This is a genomic window from Roseospirillum parvum (genome assembly GCF_900100455.1).
Lineage (GTDB): Bacteria > Pseudomonadota > Alphaproteobacteria > Rhodospirillales > Rhodospirillaceae > Roseospirillum > Roseospirillum parvum.
The window spans coordinates 647,319-664,430 of the sequence record NZ_FNCV01000001.1 but is presented as its reverse complement, the minus strand read 5'-3'; the positions used below and the strand labels follow the sequence as shown (position 1 = coordinate 664,430).

At 68.6% G+C, this 17,112-nt stretch carries 11 protein-coding genes; 7 read left to right on the top strand and 4 right to left on the bottom strand.

The genetic code is table 11. The annotated features are described in order from the left end of the window. Window positions 1-124 precede the first annotated feature (124 nt). The 5 genes from BLR95_RS02770 (at window position 125) to BLR95_RS02750 (ending at window position 5,490) form a co-directional block, all read left to right on the top strand. Window positions 125-1,867, top strand: coding sequence for a peptidoglycan-binding domain-containing protein (locus tag BLR95_RS02770; RefSeq protein WP_176787555.1), 1,743 nt, complete (start codon window positions 125-127; stop codon window positions 1,865-1,867). Window positions 1,868-1,873: 6 nt separating this feature from the next. Continuing rightward, the gene (locus tag BLR95_RS02765) at window positions 1,874-2,542 is read left to right on the top strand and encodes a hypothetical protein (RefSeq protein WP_143130918.1); all 669 of its coding nucleotides are present in this window, start codon (window positions 1,874-1,876) and stop codon (window positions 2,540-2,542) included. Between the two features lie 117 nt (window positions 2,543-2,659). Further along, complete coding sequence (locus tag BLR95_RS02760) at window positions 2,660-3,304, top strand: hypothetical protein (protein ID WP_092615005.1); 645 nt, start codon at window positions 2,660-2,662, stop codon at window positions 3,302-3,304. Then, a complete protein-coding gene (locus BLR95_RS15675; protein ID WP_176787553.1) occupies window positions 3,264-3,950 on the top strand; it encodes a hypothetical protein in 687 nt (228 codons plus the stop codon). The genes BLR95_RS02760 and BLR95_RS15675 overlap by 41 nt, the downstream gene beginning before the upstream one ends. A gap of 241 nt (window positions 3,951-4,191) precedes the next feature. Further along, window positions 4,192-5,490 carry an O-acetylhomoserine aminocarboxypropyltransferase gene (locus tag BLR95_RS02750; RefSeq protein WP_092614999.1) on the top strand — a complete coding sequence of 433 codons (1,299 nt, stop codon included), beginning with the start codon at window positions 4,192-4,194 and terminating at the stop codon, window positions 5,488-5,490. A gap of 228 nt (window positions 5,491-5,718) precedes the next feature. On the opposite strand, the gene BLR95_RS02745 is transcribed toward BLR95_RS02750, so the two are convergent. Then, window positions 5,719-6,519, bottom strand: a complete 801-nt coding sequence (locus BLR95_RS02745; RefSeq protein WP_092614996.1) for an undecaprenyl-diphosphate phosphatase — start codon at window positions 6,517-6,519, stop codon at window positions 5,719-5,721. Between the two features lie 333 nt (window positions 6,520-6,852). Between BLR95_RS02745 and BLR95_RS02740 the strand changes: the two genes are divergently transcribed. Next, window positions 6,853-8,292, top strand: coding sequence for an NAD(P)-dependent oxidoreductase (locus BLR95_RS02740; RefSeq protein ID WP_092615276.1), 1,440 nt, complete (start codon window positions 6,853-6,855; stop codon window positions 8,290-8,292). Window positions 8,293-8,335: 43 nt separating this feature from the next. Continuing rightward, entirely contained in the window at window positions 8,336-12,916 is a 4,581-nt protein-coding gene (gltB, locus tag BLR95_RS02735) for a glutamate synthase large subunit (RefSeq protein ID WP_092614994.1), read from the top strand. 24 nt (window positions 12,917-12,940) lie between these two features. Here the strand turns inward: gltB and BLR95_RS02730 are convergent, their stop codons facing one another. From BLR95_RS02730 to BLR95_RS02720, 3 genes are read right to left on the bottom strand one after another with little or no spacing between them, the layout of a single operon-like run. Then, entirely contained in the window at window positions 12,941-15,085 is a 2,145-nt protein-coding gene (locus BLR95_RS02730; RefSeq protein ID WP_092614991.1) for a CHASE2 domain-containing protein, read from the bottom strand. Between the two features lie 55 nt (window positions 15,086-15,140). Further along, a complete protein-coding gene (gene hpnA, locus BLR95_RS02725; RefSeq protein ID WP_092614988.1) occupies window positions 15,141-16,163 on the bottom strand; it encodes a hopanoid-associated sugar epimerase in 1,023 nt (340 codons plus the stop codon). Next, window positions 16,160-17,095: a carbon-nitrogen hydrolase family protein gene (locus tag BLR95_RS02720; RefSeq protein ID WP_092614985.1), complete on the bottom strand. Its 936-nt coding sequence runs from the start codon at window positions 17,093-17,095 to the stop codon at window positions 16,160-16,162. The genes hpnA and BLR95_RS02720 overlap by 4 nt, the downstream gene beginning before the upstream one ends. Between the last annotated feature and the right edge of the window lie 17 nt (window positions 17,096-17,112).

Below are 17,112 nucleotides of genomic sequence, written 5' to 3'. Positions count from 1 at the left end.
CCCGGGGGACGTGCGCCTGCATGGCCGCCCCTCGGGTTTTTTCATGCGACCCAGTTCCCAACCCCCGCCCGGCCCCGCCGCCCGGCGGGGTTTTTTGTGCTCGAACGGCTGCGGAGACCTCGCCATGTATCCCACTTCCTTGCGTCCCCCCACCAAACGCCGCCCCCTGAACCTGCTCGCCCCGGGCAAGAGCGACTGGTTCGAGCTCGATGCCCCGGTCGGCGCCACGCCCGCGTCCCAGCGCAACCAGCGCCAGGACACCCTCAAGCTGGAAGTGGGGCTGGCCAATACCGGCCATCTCGACTTTTCCAGAACCAAGGGCCCCACCAGCTACTGGGGCCAGAAGGAAGACAAGGCCCTGCGCGCCTTCCAGCAGGACAACGGCCTGAAGGTGGACGGTCTCGCCAATCCCGGCGGCCCCACGGTGAAAACCCTGGAAAACAAGATCGGCCCCCGGCTGGCCCCCTTCTCGCCGCCCACCCCGGACGACGTGGACCGCCACCACACCGCCCTGACCGAACCCGGGCACGGCCATCTGGTCACCGAGCCGCCGGCGCTGGACCTGGAGGGGCTGGAGAGGATACTCCTCCCCCTGCCGGCCGAGCAGGCGGCGGCCAACCAGCGGACCGTCGAGGCGTTGCTGGGCACCGTGGACGACGGCGACCTGCCCGACTGGGCGGCCAAGGGGATCGCGGACGACCCGGACTCGGTGCCGGTCTGGCAGGACATGTTTCTGCGCCTCAACCGCCACGACCCCAGGCGCGCCAACCTCACCGCCTGGGCCCTCCTCGACCGCCTCGACCGCGACCTCGCCGTGAAGCTTCTCGGCGGCCCCCCGCCCGAAAAGACCCCCCTCGGGGTGCTGCGCCACGAAGCCGAACCCGCCCAGCCCCTCACCCTCCTGCGGCCCGACTTTGACCCCGGAATGGTCATCCAGGCGCCATCAACCGCCGCTCAAATGCCCGAGCCTCGGTTCCTGGGGCGCTTGATGGAGGGCAATCCCCAAAACGCCAGCGGCCTCTCGAACGACGCCACGCAAGATCGAGAATCCCAAGGCTCTCCGAAGGCAGAAAACAACCGGGCTACCCCAGACACGGCAGAGAACGACTGGCGCGATCCCGAGAGAAGGCGGAGGGCTCGCCATGGCAGGAAGCGCCATACGAGCCAAGAGGAGAAGCAACAGGATACCTTGGACACACTTCGCAAACTCAAGGAAATGGGCGAACAGCATGGCCTGGATGTCTCATCACGGCTGCTCGATCACTACATGAACGGAGATGGCTCGTCCGTCGAACTTGACGGTGACTGGGTGAGGCAGCACCCACCGGTCGAGGAGGGCATCGAAAAATCCCTCGGCCACTTTCGGGACTGGCTGGGCGCCAAGGAAGGCAGCCGTGCTGAAGCCGACAGCCATTACGGGCAAATTAATGATTGGATTGCCCAATCCGAGCCGGGTGATACCTTCACCATCACGGGCATGAAATGGGAAGGCGGTTTCCAGTCCGGCTGGGGACAAATCACCACCGACCAGCACAATGCGATCGGTGATGGAAAGGTCGTCGGGCTTGGCGATCTGGAATTGAAACGCCAAGAGAATCGTATCACCGTCTCGGGGACCGTCACCCAGCGCTACGAAGATGACTATGACTTCAAGAAGAAAGGCTTGTTGGGCGAGTGGTTTCCCCAGGGCGTTGCCGTGGGGGATTTCCACCTCAGTCGCGGTCACATCGTGGCCCTGGAGAACGCCGAACGTGTCAAGGTGTTCGAAGTGACCTCCACGCCTTGGCGATACAGGGTCACGGGTACCCTGACCGTCAAAGACGGCGAAGTTGCCGAGTCCCGCATCCGTTTCGAGCCACAGGACTAAGCGCCCATGCCAGGAAGAAACCGTGGGCCGGGGGGCAGGATCGCCTCAGGCTGGCGTCGGCGGCTCCGGCTTTGGCCGGCGGTGGTCGCACTGGCTTTGGTGGCTCCCCTGCCCGGAGCCACGGTTCTTTTTCTGGGCATCAACTGGTGGCTCAACGCCACCTGGATGCCCTACCACCCCTTTTGCACCGGCTCGTCCTCCTTGCAGATCGCCGAACCGCTGACCCCGGAAGCGACGAGGCTGTTGATCAAGTACTTGCGCATCCATCACCCGGAACCGATCCGCATCGTGGGAAATCGCATCTACGCGCGCCCCAATATCTGGATGGGTTGGGGCGACGTTCTGACCAAGGCCACCGGTCTGGCCGGGGAGGAGTTGTTGGCCCTGCATGGCAATCCGGAGGGTGCACCACCCGGCGGTTTTTGTCGCAGTTGGGGGACCTATGGAACCTATGGCCGCGCGACAGTGACATACGAGGTGACCTACCCGCTGGACGGGCTGCCCCTGATGATTGCCGAGTTGTTCTACGTCGATGTGTGGCGGGACAACCCGGCGATCTTCAAGCGCAACAAGGGCAAGGAGCCGACCTTATACGACGAGGTGCGTCAGTCGGCCCTGGAGGCGTCCCGTCACCTGCTGCGCGCCCTCGACCGCGACAAGGCCCCTGGCGAATAACGGGCGCGCGACACCTCGTCGCCCCCAGACCGCACCTCGGCCGGGGGTATCGATCCAGGTGCGCCATGTGGCGGCCATGGGAGCAGTCCGGCCTTTCCTCACCCAGCCTGGCCGCCCTTGACCCCGCCGGATGGCGCGCCACCCCGCGTTGAGGGCTTCCTGGCCGATCCGCCGGACACGGGTGGTGGCCTGATCGCCGATCCTGCCACCGTGGACCTCCCCGACCCCAGCCCCCAAGGCCGGCCGGTCGAGGAAGCTCATTGGTCGGACACCATCTTCACCTACAAGCCGATCAAGCCGGTGGACATCGGCGCCGTGGACGATCTGCCACCGAAGACACGGGAGGGCTACGACAACGCGGTGGACCCAACCGTTCGCGACGCGGTGTTTGAAAAGGCTCTGAAGGGACGGACCATCGACGGCGAGGACGACAAGGGCAGAACCCACGTCTGGGCCTCCGGCGGCGGCGCCGAGGGAGCCAAGCAGACCCTGCGCGACATCGTCGCCGCAGCCGGCGGCAAGGTCGAAAGAGTGAAGGCGATCAAAGGTGTCGACGGGGAGTTTTACAAGTTTCCAGATGGTTCCTCGGTGGCTTGGCGCCTGGAGTCCAGCGGCAAAGGAGGGCAGGGGGAAAGCACCCCTACCGTTGAGATAAAACTTGAACGGGCGATGGGGAGCCACACCCTTTCAAGGTGCGTTGCCCAGAGTAAGGAACTCCCCCATGGTCTGCCGGCGGATCGACATCGCGGAGTTCAATCGTGACTATCTGTCGACCTGTCGGCATTTGTTTAATGACGGAGGATTTCTGAGCATAGAGCAATGCAAGCGCCCTTTCGTCAACCCAAACTGGCGCATTGCCGGCATACCGGAAAGTCCTGATGGACCTTGGTCTCCCAAGACCTGCCCGGAATGCGCCCAATTGGCCCAACCAGGCCAGGCCAGCAGCCTTGATCCGCTGATATGGACCTGGAAAAAACTCGGCATCACACGAGTGGTTGCAACCAATCGTGATTGGATGACTCCCGAAATGCCCACTGATCCCGAGGGCCGCAGGTTTCGTGATTTCCATGCCGTCTGTTCGGCCCGGTTGGAGGATTTGATTGGTCTTTGGAAGGAAGATTGGCCCCATCTTGCCTTCGATGCCAGCGGCACCTGGGGACTGCACTGCGTGTTCGGCGAGGATATCAGCCTTCTCATCGGCGATGATCGCTTCATGGACACCTTTTATGAGGCCTCCGGCGGCGAGGTCGCCGTGCGCAAGCGCTTCGATCACTTCATGCTGGAGCACGGCTACCTGTTCGTCTGCCATCCCGACCACCCGGACAAGTACGCCTACGACTTCCTCTACGACGACCTGCTCAAATGGCCCCAGCCCGACTGGATCAACGGCACCCCGCTGGAATACTGACGGGTCACGGCGGCGCGCCCCACGCCAACCGCGGACACGATCGGCCAGCACCAGTGGTCCGTATTTTTACATAAAAATAAAGTAGTTTAAGGGAAACCCTCTTTGCTCTAGGTGTAGAATTCGGCGCCCCAGGGCCGAAGGCGCTACTCTACAAGAGGCGCCAACCGCGCCACGCCGGAACCACTCCAAGAAAAGCAACCACAACCCAGCCCTCACGATCACCTTCAGGAAGGGGAGACCCATGACCGAGAGCACCCATGCCTTTGCCACCCAGGCCGTTCACGCCGGCACCCCGGCCGATCCGGCCACCGGCGCCCGGGTGACGCCGATCTATCAGAACACCTCCTATGTCTTCGAGGATTCGGCCCACGCCGCCGCCCTGTTCAATCTGGAGAAGGTCGGCTACATCTACTCGCGCCTGACCAACCCCACGGTGATGGCCCTGCAACAGCGCCTCGCCGCGCTGGAAGGGGGCGCCGGCGCCACCTGCACCGCCTCCGGTCATGCCGCCCAGTTGATGACCCTGTTCGCGCTGATGGGCCCGGGCGACAATGTGGTCGCCTCGAACCGCCTGTACGGCGGCAGCCTCAACCAGTTCAGCAACGCCATCCGGAAGTTCGGCTGGGAGGCCCGCTTCGTCGACGCCACCGACCCGGCCAAGGTCGCCGAGGCCATCGACGCCAAGACCAAGGCCGTGTTCGTCGAGGTGCTGGCCAACCCGGGCGGCATCGTGCTCGACCTCGCCGCCCTCGCCGAGGCGGCCCACGACAACCCCACCGGCCCGGTGCCGCTGATCGTCGACAACACCCTGGCCACCCCCTACCTGCTGCGCCCCTTCGAGCACGGGGCCGACATCGTGGTCCACTCGACCACCAAGTTCCTCTCCGGCCAGGGCACGGCGCTGGGCGGCGTGGCGGTGGATTCCGGCAAGTTCGACTTCGCCGCCCAGCCCGACCGCTTCCCCAGCCTGGCCCGCCCGGTGCCCGACTACCACGGCATGGTCTTCACCGAGACCTTCGGCCCCGCCGCCCTGACCATGTTCAACCACGCCATCGGCCTGCGTGACCTGGGCGCCGCCCAGTCGCCGATGAACGCCTTCCTCACCCTGTCCGGCATCGAAACCCTGCCCCTGCGCATGGCCCGCCACAGCGACAACGCCCTGGCCGTCGCCCAGTGGCTGAAACGCCACGCCGCCGTGTCCTGGGTCTCCTACGCCGGACTGGCCGACAGCCCCTACCACGCCCTGGCCCGCCGCTACCTGCCACGGGGCGCCGGCGCGGTGTTCACCTTCGGCCTGAAAGGCGGCTACGAAGCCGGCGTCAAGGTGGTCGAAGGGGTCAAGCTGATCAGCCACCTGGCCAACATCGGCGATACCCGCAGCCTGATCATCCACCCGGCCTCGACCACCCACCGCCAGCTGCCGGAAGAAGGCCAGATCGCCGCCGGCGCTGGCCCCGACGTGGTCCGCCTGTCGGTCGGCATCGAAGCCGTCGAAGACATCGTCGCCGACCTCGATCAGGCGATCGCCAACGCCGGCTGAGGCACAGCCGGGCGGCCGGAAACCAAGGGGGCGCCGCCCCCTTGGAACCCCCGCCGGGGGAGCCAGGGGGCTCCCCCGGACCCCCGCCGTGACTTAAAACCCCACCGAGGGGGGCAAGCCCCCCTCGGTGGGGTTTTGATTCATGGTGGGGTCTGGGGAGGCCTCCCGGCCTCCCCAGCGGGGTTCAAAGGGGCAGCGCCCCTTTGTTCCCGGCGCCCGACTGTGTCCTCAGCCGGCGTAGGCGATCCACAGCAGGAGGGAGCCGAGGGCGATGCGGTAGAGGACGAAGGGTGTGAAGCCGGCGTGTTTCAGCCAGGCCATCATCAGGGCGATGGCGGCCAGGGCGACGAGGCAGGACAGGGCGCCGGCCAGGATCATGTCGTGTGACAGTTGGAGGTCGCCGCTGGCCTGGACCTCGAGGCCGGCCAGGGTGCCGGCGGCGAGGATGGTGGGGATCGACAGCAGCATGGAGAAGCGGGCGCTGTCGGCCCGTTCGTAGCCCAGCACCCGGGCGGCGGTCATGGTGATGCCGGCGCGGCTGGTGCCGGGGACCAGGGCCAGACACTGGGCGAGGCCGATGAGCAGGGCGTCGCGCCAGGTCAGGTGGTCGACCCGGCGCACGGTCATGCCGGCGCGGTCGGCCAGCCACAGGGCGATGCCGAAGCCCAGGGTGGTCCAGCCGATCACGGTCAGGGAGCGCAGATCGTCGCCGATCATGTCCTTCAAGGCCAGCCCCGCCCCGACCACCGGCAGGGTGCCGAGCACGACCATGGCGGCGAGCCGCGCCCCGGGATCGAACTTGCCGCGCAGCAGGCGCCCCAGGCCGGCCAGCATGGCGCCCACGTCGCGCCAGAAGTAGATCATCACGGCGACCAGGGTGCCCACGTGCACGGCCACGTCGAGCAGCACCCCCTGATCCGGCCAGTCGAAGGCCACCGGCACCAGGATGAGATGGCCGGAGGAGCTGATGGGCAGGAACTCGGTGATCCCCTGAACCACCGCAAGCACCACAATTTGTAGCAAACTCACAGGCCATCCCCCAGGCATGCCATTATGGCGCGGGTTATAGCACCTTCCGGCGGAACCTCCCAGAGACCTATTAGGTCAATGCCACTGACCTAACACCCCCACCGACGCGCCCCTCAACCTGCCTGCGGCAAAGCAGGCCTCCAATTTAAGGTCAGCATTACTGACCTTAGTCGCGTTTTCCTTTGCCATCAGGGTCAGACAGGCGTATGAAAGGCGCCCCTTCACCGTCAACCGATGCCTTCAAGCCAGCGGCCCCTGCCCCCCGGCGGGGGCCGACCTAGAAGGAGCACCTCCGCCACCGGCGGGGGTTGGAACCAGGAGATGGACAGCGCCATGCCGCGCAAGATGCTCAGCTTCACCCGGCTCGCCCAGCAGCAACCGGCCAAGCGTCCGGCCGATGAACGGCGCGGTGACTTCGCCGAGATCAGCCGCGGCTTCACGCCCGACGGCGCCGGCGACCAAGCCTCGCGCTGCGAGCAGTGCGGCATCCCGTTCTGCTCGCTGCACTGTCCGCTGGGCAACAACATCCCCGACTGGCTGATGTTGACCGCCGCCGACCGCCTGGAGGAAGCCTACGCGGTTTCCTCGGCGACCAACAACATGCCGGAAATCTGCGGCCGCATCTGCCCGCAGGACCGCCTGTGCGAGGGCAGCTGCGTGCTCGAGCAGTCGCGCCACGGCACGGTGACCATCGGCGCGGTGGAAAAGTACATCACCGACACCGCCTGGGAGAAGGGCTGGGTGAAGCCGCGCACCCCGGCCGCCGAACGCGGCCAGTCGGTGGGCATCATCGGCGCCGGGCCGGGGGGTCTGGCCGCCGCCGAGGAATTGCGCGCCCTGGGTTTCGCGGTCGACGTCTACGACCGTCACGACCGCATGGGCGGCCTTTTGATCTATGGCATTCCCGGCTTCAAGCTGGAGAAGCACGTGGTCGAGCGCCGCATCGACCTGCTGGAGCAGGCCGGGGTGCGCTTCCATCCGAACACCGATGTCGGCCGCACCGTCTCCTTCGACGAGCTGCGCCAGCGCCATGACGCGGTGCTCATCGCCACCGGGGTCTACAAGGCCCGCGCGCTCAGCGTGCCCGGGGCCGGCCTGCCCGGCGTCGAGCCGGCGCTGTCCTACCTGATCGCCGCCAACCGGGTCAGCCTGGGCGACAGCGTGGAAGAGTTCGACAGCGGCCGCCTGAACGCCGCCGGCAAGGATGTGGTGGTGATCGGCGGCGGCGACACCGCCATGGACTGCCTGCGCACCGCCATCCGCCAGGGGGCCAACAGCGTCAAGTGCCTGTACCGGCGCGACCGGGCCAACATGCCGGGCAGCCAGCGCGAGGTGGCCAACGCCATCGACGAGGGGGTCGAGTTCGTCTGGCTGTCGGCCCCGGAAGCGGTGCTCGACGAAGGCAGCGAGCGGGCCAAGGCGGTGCGCGCCCTGCGCATGCGCCTGGGTGTCGCCGACGCCTCTGGCCGGCAGGCCCCGCAGCCCATCGAGGGCAGCCAGTTCACCCTGCCCGCGGATCTGGTCATCTCGGCGCTGGGCTTCGAGCCGGAGAACCTGCCCGAGCTGTTCGGCTGCCCCGATCTGGCGCTGTCGCGCTGGGGCACGCTGGAGGTCGATCCGGCGACCATGATGACCAGCCTGCCCGGGGTGTTCGCCGCCGGCGACATCGTGCGCGGGGCCTCGCTGGTGGTATGGGCGGTCAAGGAAGGGCGCGACGCCGCCGCCCGCATCGCCGACCACCTGAGCCAGACCGCCGTCCGCCAGGCCTCCTGATCCGCCGTCCGGCGCGACCGACAACGAAAAGCGACCCATCACCATGACCGACCATCCCATCGCCCCTCCCGTCTCCCTCGCCGCCCCGCGCACGGCCGCCGAGGACATCGCCGTGCGCCAGGCCGAGGCCGCGCGCCTGACCGCGCTTAATGCCTACAACCCGGCCGACGAGCACGATGCCTGCGGCGTCGGTCTGGTCGCCGCGCTGAATGGCAAGCCGCGCCGCGACGTGGTCACCGCCGGCGTGGAGGCGCTGTCGGTGCTGTTCCACCGCGGCGCCGTGGACGCCGACGGCAAGACCGGCGATGGGGCCGGCATCCACATCGAGATCCCGCAGGACTTCTTCAAGGAACACGTCATCCTGACCGGCCACACCCCGGCCGAGGGTGATCTGGCGGTGGGCATGGTGTTCCTGCCCAAGAACGATTTCGAGGCCCAGGAGCGCTGCCGCTGCGTGGTGGAAAGCGAAATCCTGCGCTTCGGCTACACCATCTACGGCTGGCGTCAGGTGCCGGTGGACATCTCGGTGATCGGCGAGAAGGCCAACGCCACCCGGCCCGAGATCGAGCAGATCATGATCGCCAACTCGAAGGACGTCGACCAGACCACCTTCGAGAACCACCTCTACGTGATCCGTCGGCGCATCGAGCGTCAGGTGGCGCGCGAGGGCATCACCGACTTCTACATCTGTTCGCTGTCGTGCCGCTCGATCATCTACAAGGGCATGTTCCTGGCCGAGCAGCTGACCACCTTCTACCCCGACCTTTTGGACGACCGGTTCGTCAGCCGTTTCGCCATCTATCACCAGCGCTATTCCACCAACACCTTCCCCACCTGGCGGCTGGCCCAGCCGTTCCGCATGCTGGCCCACAACGGCGAGATCAACACCCTGATGGGCAACACCAACTGGATGATGGCCCACGAAACGCGCATGGGCTGCCCCGAGTTGGACCCCTACATGGAGGACCTGAAGCCGGTGGTCGAGCGCGGCAGCAGCGATTCGGCGGCGCTTGACGCGGTGTTCGAGATCCTGGTCCGGGCCGGCCGCCCGGCGCCCATGGTCAAGGCGCTGATGATCCCCGAAAGCCTGGGCCAGAACACCACCATGCCCGAGGCCCACCGCAACCTGTTCGCCTACTGCAACGCGGTGATGGAGCCCTGGGACGGTCCGGCCGCGGTGTGCGCCACCGACGGCCGCTGGGTGATCGCCGGCATGGACCGCAACGGCCTTCGCCCGATGCGCTTCACGGTGACCGACAACGACCTGATCATCGTCGGCTCGGAGACCGGCATGGTCCGGCTGTCCGAATCCGAGGTCCAGGAGAAGGGCCGCGTCGGCCCCGGCGAGATCATCGCCATCGATCTGGACAGCGGCCGCTTCCTGCACGACTGCGAAGTGAAGGACATGCTGGCCGGCAGCCAGCCGTTCGGCGACTGGGTCAAGAACATCAAGCAGCTGGACAGCCTGATCCAGTCCAACCAGGCCCGCTCCGGCGACATGGAAACGGCCGAGATGGTGCGCCGTCAGGCCCTGTTCGGCCTGACCATGGAAGACATGGAGCTGATCCTCGGCCCGATGATCGACGAGGCCAAGGAAGCCACCGGCTCGATGGGCGACGACACGCCGCTGGCCGTGCTCTCGGACCACTATCGGGGCCTGCACCACTTCTTCCGCCAGAACTTCAGCCAGGTCACCAACCCGCCCATCGACTCCTTGCGCGAGCGCCGGGTGATGAGCCTCAACACGCGGCTCGGCAACCTGGGCAACGTGCTGGTCGAGGAGGCCGAGCAGTGCAACCTGTTGCAGCTTGAAAGCCCGGTGCTGTCCAACGCCGAGTTCGCCGCCATGCGCACCTACATGGGCGACACCTCGGCCGAGATCGACTGCACCTTCGCCCCGGGCAGCGACAACGCCCTGCGCGAGGCCCTGTCGCGCATCCAGCGCCAGGCCGAGGACGCCGTGCGCGGCGGCCGCACCCACCTGATCCTGTCCGACAAGGCGGTCGGTCCCGAGCGCGCCCCGGTGCCCATGATCCTCGCCGCCGGCGGCGTGCACAGCCACCTGATCCGCCAGCAGCTGCGCACCTTCACCTCGATCAACGTGCAAAGCGGCGAGTGCCTGGACACCCACTACTTCGCCGTGCTGATCGGGGTCGGCACGACCACCGTCAACGCCTATCTGGCCGAGGAAGCCATCGCCGACCGCCACCGCCGGGGCCTGTTCGGCGAGATGCCGCTGACCGAGTGCGTCGCCCGCTTCCAGAAGGCGATCGGTGACGGCCTGCTCAAGATCATGTCGAAGATGGGCATTGCCGTCATTTCCAGCTATCGCGGCGGCTACAACTTCGAGGCGGTGGGCCTGTCGCGCTCGCTGGTCGGGTCGTTCTTCCCCGGCATGACCTCGCGCATCTCGGGCATCGGCCTGACCGGCATCCAGAAGAAGGTCGAGGAGCGCCACCACGCCGCCTTCCACGCCGGCGCGGTGACCCTGCCGGTGGGTGGTGCCTATCGGGTGCGCCGCCACTCCGGCGAGCCGCACCAGTTCGACGGCGAGTTGATCCACACCCTGCAACGGGCGGTGCGCGAGGAAAGCTATCGCACCTACAAGGCCTATACCGAGGGCCTGGAGCAGCTGCCGCCGATCAATCTGCGCGATCTGCTCGACTTCAAGCGGGCCGAAGGGCCGACGCCGATGGAAGAGGTCGAGAGCATCACCGAGATCAGGAAGCGCTTCGTCACCCCGGCGATGTCGCTCGGCGCCCTGTCGCCGGAGGCCCACGGCACGCTGAACATCGCCATGAACCGCATCGGCGCCAAGTCGGACAGCGGCGAGGGCGGCGAGGTGCCCGAGCGCTACAAGCCCTTCGCCAACGGCGACAACGCCAACAGCGCCATCAAGCAGGTGGCCTCCGGGCGCTTCGGCGTGCGGGCCGGCTACCTCAACCAGTGCCGCGAGATCGAGATCAAGGTGGCCCAGGGCGCCAAGCCCGGCGAGGGCGGGCAGCTGCCCGGCTTCAAGGTGACCGAGATGATCGCCAAGCTCAGGCACTCCACGCCCGGCGTCACCCTGATCAGCCCGCCGCCGCACCACGACATCTATTCGATCGAGGATCTGGCCCAGCTGATCTACGACCTGAAGCAGATCAACCCCAAGGCCAAGGTCTGCGTGAAGCTGGTGGCGCGCACCGGCATCGGCACCATCGCCGCCGGGGTGGCCAAGGCCCATGCCGACGTGATCCTGATTTCCGGGCACTCGGGCGGCACCGGAGCGAGCCCGCAGACCTCCATCAAGTACGCCGGCCTGCCCTGGGAGATGGGCCTGTCGGAAGTGCATCAGGTGCTGACCCTGAACCGCCTCCGCCACCGCGTCACCCTGCGCACCGACGGCGGCCTGAAGTCGGGCCGCGACGTGGTCATCGCCGCCATGCTGGGGGCCGAGGAATACGGCATGGGCACGACCAGCCTGATCGCCATGGGCTGCATCATGGTCCGCCAGTGCCATTCCAACACCTGCCCGGTCGGCGTCTGCACCCAGGACGCCGAGCTGCGCGCCAAGTTCACCGGCACCCCGGAGCGGGTGGTCAACCTGTTCACCTTCGTCGCCGAGGAAGTGCGCGAGATCCTGGCCAGCCTGGGCTTCTCGCGGCTCGAGGAGGTGATCGGGCGGACCGACCTTCTGCACCAGGTCAGCCGTGGCGCGCCGCATCTGGACGACCTCGACCTCAACCCGCTGCTGGTCACCCCGGACAGCGGCGGCCTGCCCATCACCTGCCAGCTTCAAGGGCGCAACGAGGTGGCCGACAGCCTCGACGCCCAGATGGTCCACGACGCCCGCCCGGCGCTCGAGGACGGCGAGAAGATGCAGCTCACCTACAACGTGCGCAACACGCATCGCGCCGTGGGCACCCGGCTGACCCACCACATCGTCACCCGCTATGGCGAGGACGGCCTGCAGCCGGGCCACATCACCGTGCGCCTGCGCGGCTCGGCCGGCCAGTCGCTGGGCGCCTTCGCGGTGCGCGGCCTGAAGCTCGAGGTGCTGGGCGACGCCAACGACTATGTGGGCAAGGGGCTGTCCGGCGGCACCATCGTCATCCGCCCGGCGGTCTCGAGCCCGCTCAACTCGTCGACCAACACCATCATCGGCAACACCGTGCTCTACGGCGCCACCAGCGGCAAGCTGTTCGCCGCCGGTCAGGCCGGCGAGCGCTTCGCGGTGCGCAACTCGGGCGCCGAGGTGGTGGTCGAGGGCTGCGGCTCCAACGGCTGCGAGTACATGACCGGCGGCACCGCCGTCATCCTCGGCCCGGTGGGCTCCAACTTCGGGGCCGGCATGACCGGCGGCATGGCCTTCATCCACGACCGCGACGGCACCTTCGAGCACCGGGTCAACCCGGACAACGTGGTCATGCAGCGGGTCGAGGTGGACTACTGGGAGCACAAGCTGCAAAGCCTGATCCGCCAGCACGCCACCGAGACCCACAGCCGCCACGCCGAGCGCATCCTGGTCAACTGGGAGCGCGAGGTGGGCCACTTCTGGCAGGTGGTGCCCAAGGAGATGCTGGACAAGCTGGACATCCCGACCACCCGCAAGGGCGACGAGGAAAAGCGCCGGCTGGCCTGATCCGGCGCCCGGCGCCGGGGAGGCTCACTTCCCGGGCAGGGTGAAACGGGTATCGTCGGCGCCCTCGGCCAGGCGCCGGCGGTGCAGGCTGATCAGCGGGTCGTCGGGCCGGGTGACCGCCAGTTCGTCGAACAGGTGGCTGGCCCGCGCCCGGTCGCCGGCGGCCAGGGCCCGGTAGGCCTTCTGGTAGTGGCGGATGGCCGGATCGTCGGCCTGCTCGGCGGACAGCGGCTGGAAGGCCTCGATGGGCAGGCTTTTGCCCTTCAGCATCAGCTCGGCGATGGGCCGGCCGATGAAGTCCGGGCACAACGCGACGGTGGCCCCGCTGACGCACAGCCGGGTGCCCAGGTGCTTGTTGGCCCCCTCCAGGCGCGAGGCGGTGTTCACCGGGTCGCCCAGGGCCCGGTAGTCGAACACCGTGCCGCCGCCGAAGTTGCCGATGATCACCTCGCCCGAATGGACCCCGATGCGGGTGTCCCCGAAGGCCTCGCCGCGGGCCCGCACCTCGGCCGCGTAGGCGGTGGCGAAGCGGTCCATGGCCAGGGCGCAGGCGACCGCGCGCGGGGCGTGGTCGGGCTGTTCCAGGGGGGCCGAGAAGAGGATCGCCACGGCGTCGCCGACGATACGGTCCAGCGTCCCCTCATGCTCGAAGGCGATGGCGATCATGCGGTCCAGGTAGGCGTTGAGCAGGCTGACCGCCCGCCCCGGGTCCATGCTTTCCATCAGGCTGGTGAAGCCGGCCAGATCGGTGAAGACGAACGAACAGACCCGGCGCTCGCCACCCAGGGCCAGGGCGTCGGGGTGGCGTACCAGATGCTCGACCAGATTGGGCGACACGTAGCTCTTGAAGGCCTCCTTCAGGAAGCGCTCGTCGCGGCGCGCCGCCAGATGGGCCAGCACCGAGCCGACGGCGAACACCCCGAGCACCGCCAGCCCCGGCGTCGCCCCGTCGACCAGCAGGGCGCCACCGGCGTACAGGTAGGCCCCGGCGCCGGCCAGCAATCCGGCCACCAGCACGGCCAGCCCGGCCGCCGCCAGCACCGGCAGGGCGATCACCCCGGCCCCCACCGCCGCCCCGCCCAACACGGTGGCGGCGGCTTCCAGGGGGGGCGCCCAGACGGGGCGGACCAGATGCTGGTCGTTGAGGATGGATTCCAGCAACTGGGCATGGATCTCCACCCCCGGAATGACATCGCCCAGCGGCGACAGGCGCAAATCCTTCAGGCCCTGGGCGGTAGCCCCGATCAGCACCAGATGCCCGGCCAGCGCCTCGCCCGGGGCGCTGCCGTCGAGCACCGTCCAGGCCGGCAGATAGCGGTCGTCGCGCGGCGGGCTCATCCACACCCGGCGGGTCAGGGTCAGGTCGTCGGTCAGGTCGAGGCCGCCCACCCGCAGCGCCGCCACCCCGCCCTCGGGCTCGGCACCCAGCATCAGGTTGGGGGTGCCCTGGGCGACGCGCAGGGTTTCCACCACCAGCGAGGGGGCCGGGCGGCCGGCGATCTCCAGCATCAGCGGCACCCGGCGCACCACCCCGTCGCCGATCGCCTGGAAGTTGAGGAAACCCAGCCCGGGCGCCGCCCCGGCCAGCACCGGCAGGGGGGAGACGGCGCCAGCGTAGGCGGCCAGTCGGGGGCCCGCCTCCCCAAGACGGACGATGCGCGAGGGCAGGGCCGGCGGCTGGTCGGCGGCATCATCGGTGGCGGCATAGCCGAGCACCGTCGGCACGGCGCCGAGCACCTGGGCCAGCACGGCGTCGGGATCGGGCAGGTCGGCCAGCAGCGCCTTCTGCTCGGGGCTCAGCGGCCAATCGTCGAGCAGCGCCGCCGGGGCGGTGCGGTCGGGCTCGGCGAAGACCACGTCGAAGGCGATGGTGGCGGCCCCGGCCTGGGCCAGCCGGGCGACCAGCTCGGCAACCCGGGTGCGCGGCCACGGCCACTGGCCGAGGCGGGCCAGGCTGGCGTCATCCAGGGCAACGATGCGCACCGGCGCCGCCACATAAGGGCGCGGCTGCCAGCGCTGGTAGGTGTCGAACAGGCGGTCCTTGAGCTGGGCCAGCGGGGCCGGCGGCATCACCTGGGGGGCCGCCAGCAGCAGGGCCAAAAGGCCCATCACCAGAAGGTGGCGCCAGCGGCGTCGGGCCTGGTTTCCGCGCCCCGGACTGCCCGCCATCACCCGCCTCCCCCGTTGGATCGTGCTGAATGATCCGCCCGGGAGGCGCCTCCGGTCAAGGTTTCCCGGTTTTCAGGGCACCGCGCGCCGCGAACCAGGCCACCGCGTCGTCGATGGCGACGGTGGCCGGGCGGTGGACATAACCCAACTCCGCCTCGGCCCGGGCCGAGGAGAAATACATCCGCTTTCTGGCCATGCGCAGTTCGTCCAGGGTGGCCAGCGGCGCCTTGCCGGTCAGCCGGGCCCAGGCCTCGGCCGCCACCGCCACCGGCACCACCGCCCCCACCGGCAGCCGCACCCGGGGAGCCGGGCGCCCGGCCGCCGCCGCCGCCCGGGCCAGGATATCCTTCAGCGGCAGGTCGTCGCCGCCCAGGATGTAGCGCCGCCCCACCTGCCCCTTCTCGAAGGCCAGCAGGTGACCCTCGGCCACGTCGTCCACATGGGCCACGTTGAGGCCGGTATCGACAAAGGCCGGCATCCGGCCGCGCGCCGCGTCCAGGATCACCCGCCCGGTGGGCGTGGGGCGGATGTCGCCCGGACCGACCGGAGTCGACGGGTTGACGATGACCACCGGCAGCCCCTCACCCTCGGCCAGCTCGCGCACCCCCTCCTCGGCCCGGAACTTGGACAGCTTGTAGGGGCCGATCATCTCGGCCGCCGTGACCGGGGTTTCCTCGTCGGCCACCCGACCGTCGGCGAAGGCTTTCAGCACCGCCACGCTGCTGGTGTGGACCAGACGCACTGCCCCGGCCTCGGCGGCGGCGCGCAGGATGGCCAGACTGCCGGCCACGTTGGCGGCGAACATGGGGGCCGGATCGGGCACCCACAGGCGGTAGTCGGCGGCGACATGGAACAACCCGCCGATGCCCTGGCAGGCCCGCTTGAGGGAGGCCGGGTCGGTGAGGTCGCCCTCGGCCACCTCGACGCCTTGGGGAATGTTGTCGCGCCGCGCCCCGGGGCGGACCAGCACCCGGACCAGACGCCCCCGGGCGCGCAGCCGGCGCACCACCGCCGCGCCGACGAAGCCGCTCGCCCCGCTGACCAGGATGGGGCTTGAGATGGCTCCCAGGGGGCTCATGCGTCCTCCACCGTGCGCACCGCCGGCTTGGCGCGGGTGTCCACGGTAAGCTGGAAAATGTCGGGCCGGGCGTAGTGGCCGCTGGCGTCGAAGTCGTACTTGCCGCGCGCGATCTGCTCGCTGTCGATGTCGGCCACCAGCAGCGTCTCGCCCTCGAAGTCGGGCCCTGCCAGGACCTGCCCCAGGGGATCGACAATGGCGCTGCCGCCGCGCATCAGCACCGTCTTGGGGTCATCGCCCAGGGCCGATTCATGGCCCGCCGGATAGGCCCCCCGGGTGATGTACTGGCAACAGGTAAGGACGAAGCAGCGCCCCTCCAGGGCGACATGGCGCATGGAGGGCAGCCAGGTGTCGCGGTCGTCGGCGGTGGGGGCACAGTAGATGTTGATGCCCTGGGCGTACATGTGCATGCGCAGCATGGGCATGTAGTTCTCCCAGCAGATGACCGCCCCGACCCGGCCCAGCGGGGTGTCGAACACCGGCAGGGTGGAGCCGTCGCCGAACCCCCAGATCAGCCGTTCGGCGGCGGTCGGCATCAGCTTGCGGTGCTTGCCGACCACACCCTTGGCGCCATCGAGGAAAAGCGCGGTGCAGTAAAGGGTGCCCCGGTCGCGCTCGATCACCCCGACCACCACGAACAGCCCGCTCTCGGCGCAGGCCTCGGCCAGGGTGGCGATTTCCGGGCCGTCCAGGTCGACCGCCGCCTTGTGATAGTCCTTGAAGGCCTCACGCCCTTCCGGCTTGCGCATCCCCACCGGAGCGCCGAACGAGGCCCCCTTGGGGTAGCCGCCGATGAAGGCCTCCGGGAAAACCAGCAGCTCCACCCCCTGCCCGGCCGCCCGGCGCACCAGATCGGCCGCCTTGGCGGCGGTGGCCGCCGGATCATCGGGGATGGACGCCGCCTGGGCCACGGCAACGCGGTGAACGGTCATGATCGAGCCTCCCTGTT

What these genes read in the sequence shown, in the direction of transcription:
- hpnA (WP_092614988.1), bottom strand. Translation starts at nt 16,163, where the DNA reads ATGAGCCCCCTGGGAGCCATCTCAAGCCCCATCCTGGTCAGCGGGGCG.
- BLR95_RS02720 (WP_092614985.1), bottom strand. Translation starts at nt 17,095, where the DNA reads ATGACCGTTCACCGCGTTGCCGTGGCCCAGGCGGCGTCCATCCCCGAT.
- BLR95_RS02750 (WP_092614999.1), top strand. Translation starts at nt 4,192, where the DNA reads ATGACCGAGAGCACCCATGCCTTTGCCACCCAGGCCGTTCACGCCGGC.
- BLR95_RS02770 (WP_176787555.1), top strand. Translation starts at nt 125, where the DNA reads ATGTATCCCACTTCCTTGCGTCCCCCCACCAAACGCCGCCCCCTGAAC.
- BLR95_RS15675 (WP_176787553.1), top strand. Translation starts at nt 3,264, where the DNA reads ATGGTCTGCCGGCGGATCGACATCGCGGAGTTCAATCGTGACTATCTG.
- BLR95_RS02740 (WP_092615276.1), top strand. Translation starts at nt 6,853, where the DNA reads ATGCCGCGCAAGATGCTCAGCTTCACCCGGCTCGCCCAGCAGCAACCG.
- BLR95_RS02765 (WP_143130918.1), top strand. Translation starts at nt 1,874, where the DNA reads ATGCCAGGAAGAAACCGTGGGCCGGGGGGCAGGATCGCCTCAGGCTGG.
- gltB (WP_092614994.1), top strand. Translation starts at nt 8,336, where the DNA reads ATGACCGACCATCCCATCGCCCCTCCCGTCTCCCTCGCCGCCCCGCGC.
- BLR95_RS02730 (WP_092614991.1), bottom strand. Translation starts at nt 15,085, where the DNA reads ATGGCGGGCAGTCCGGGGCGCGGAAACCAGGCCCGACGCCGCTGGCGC.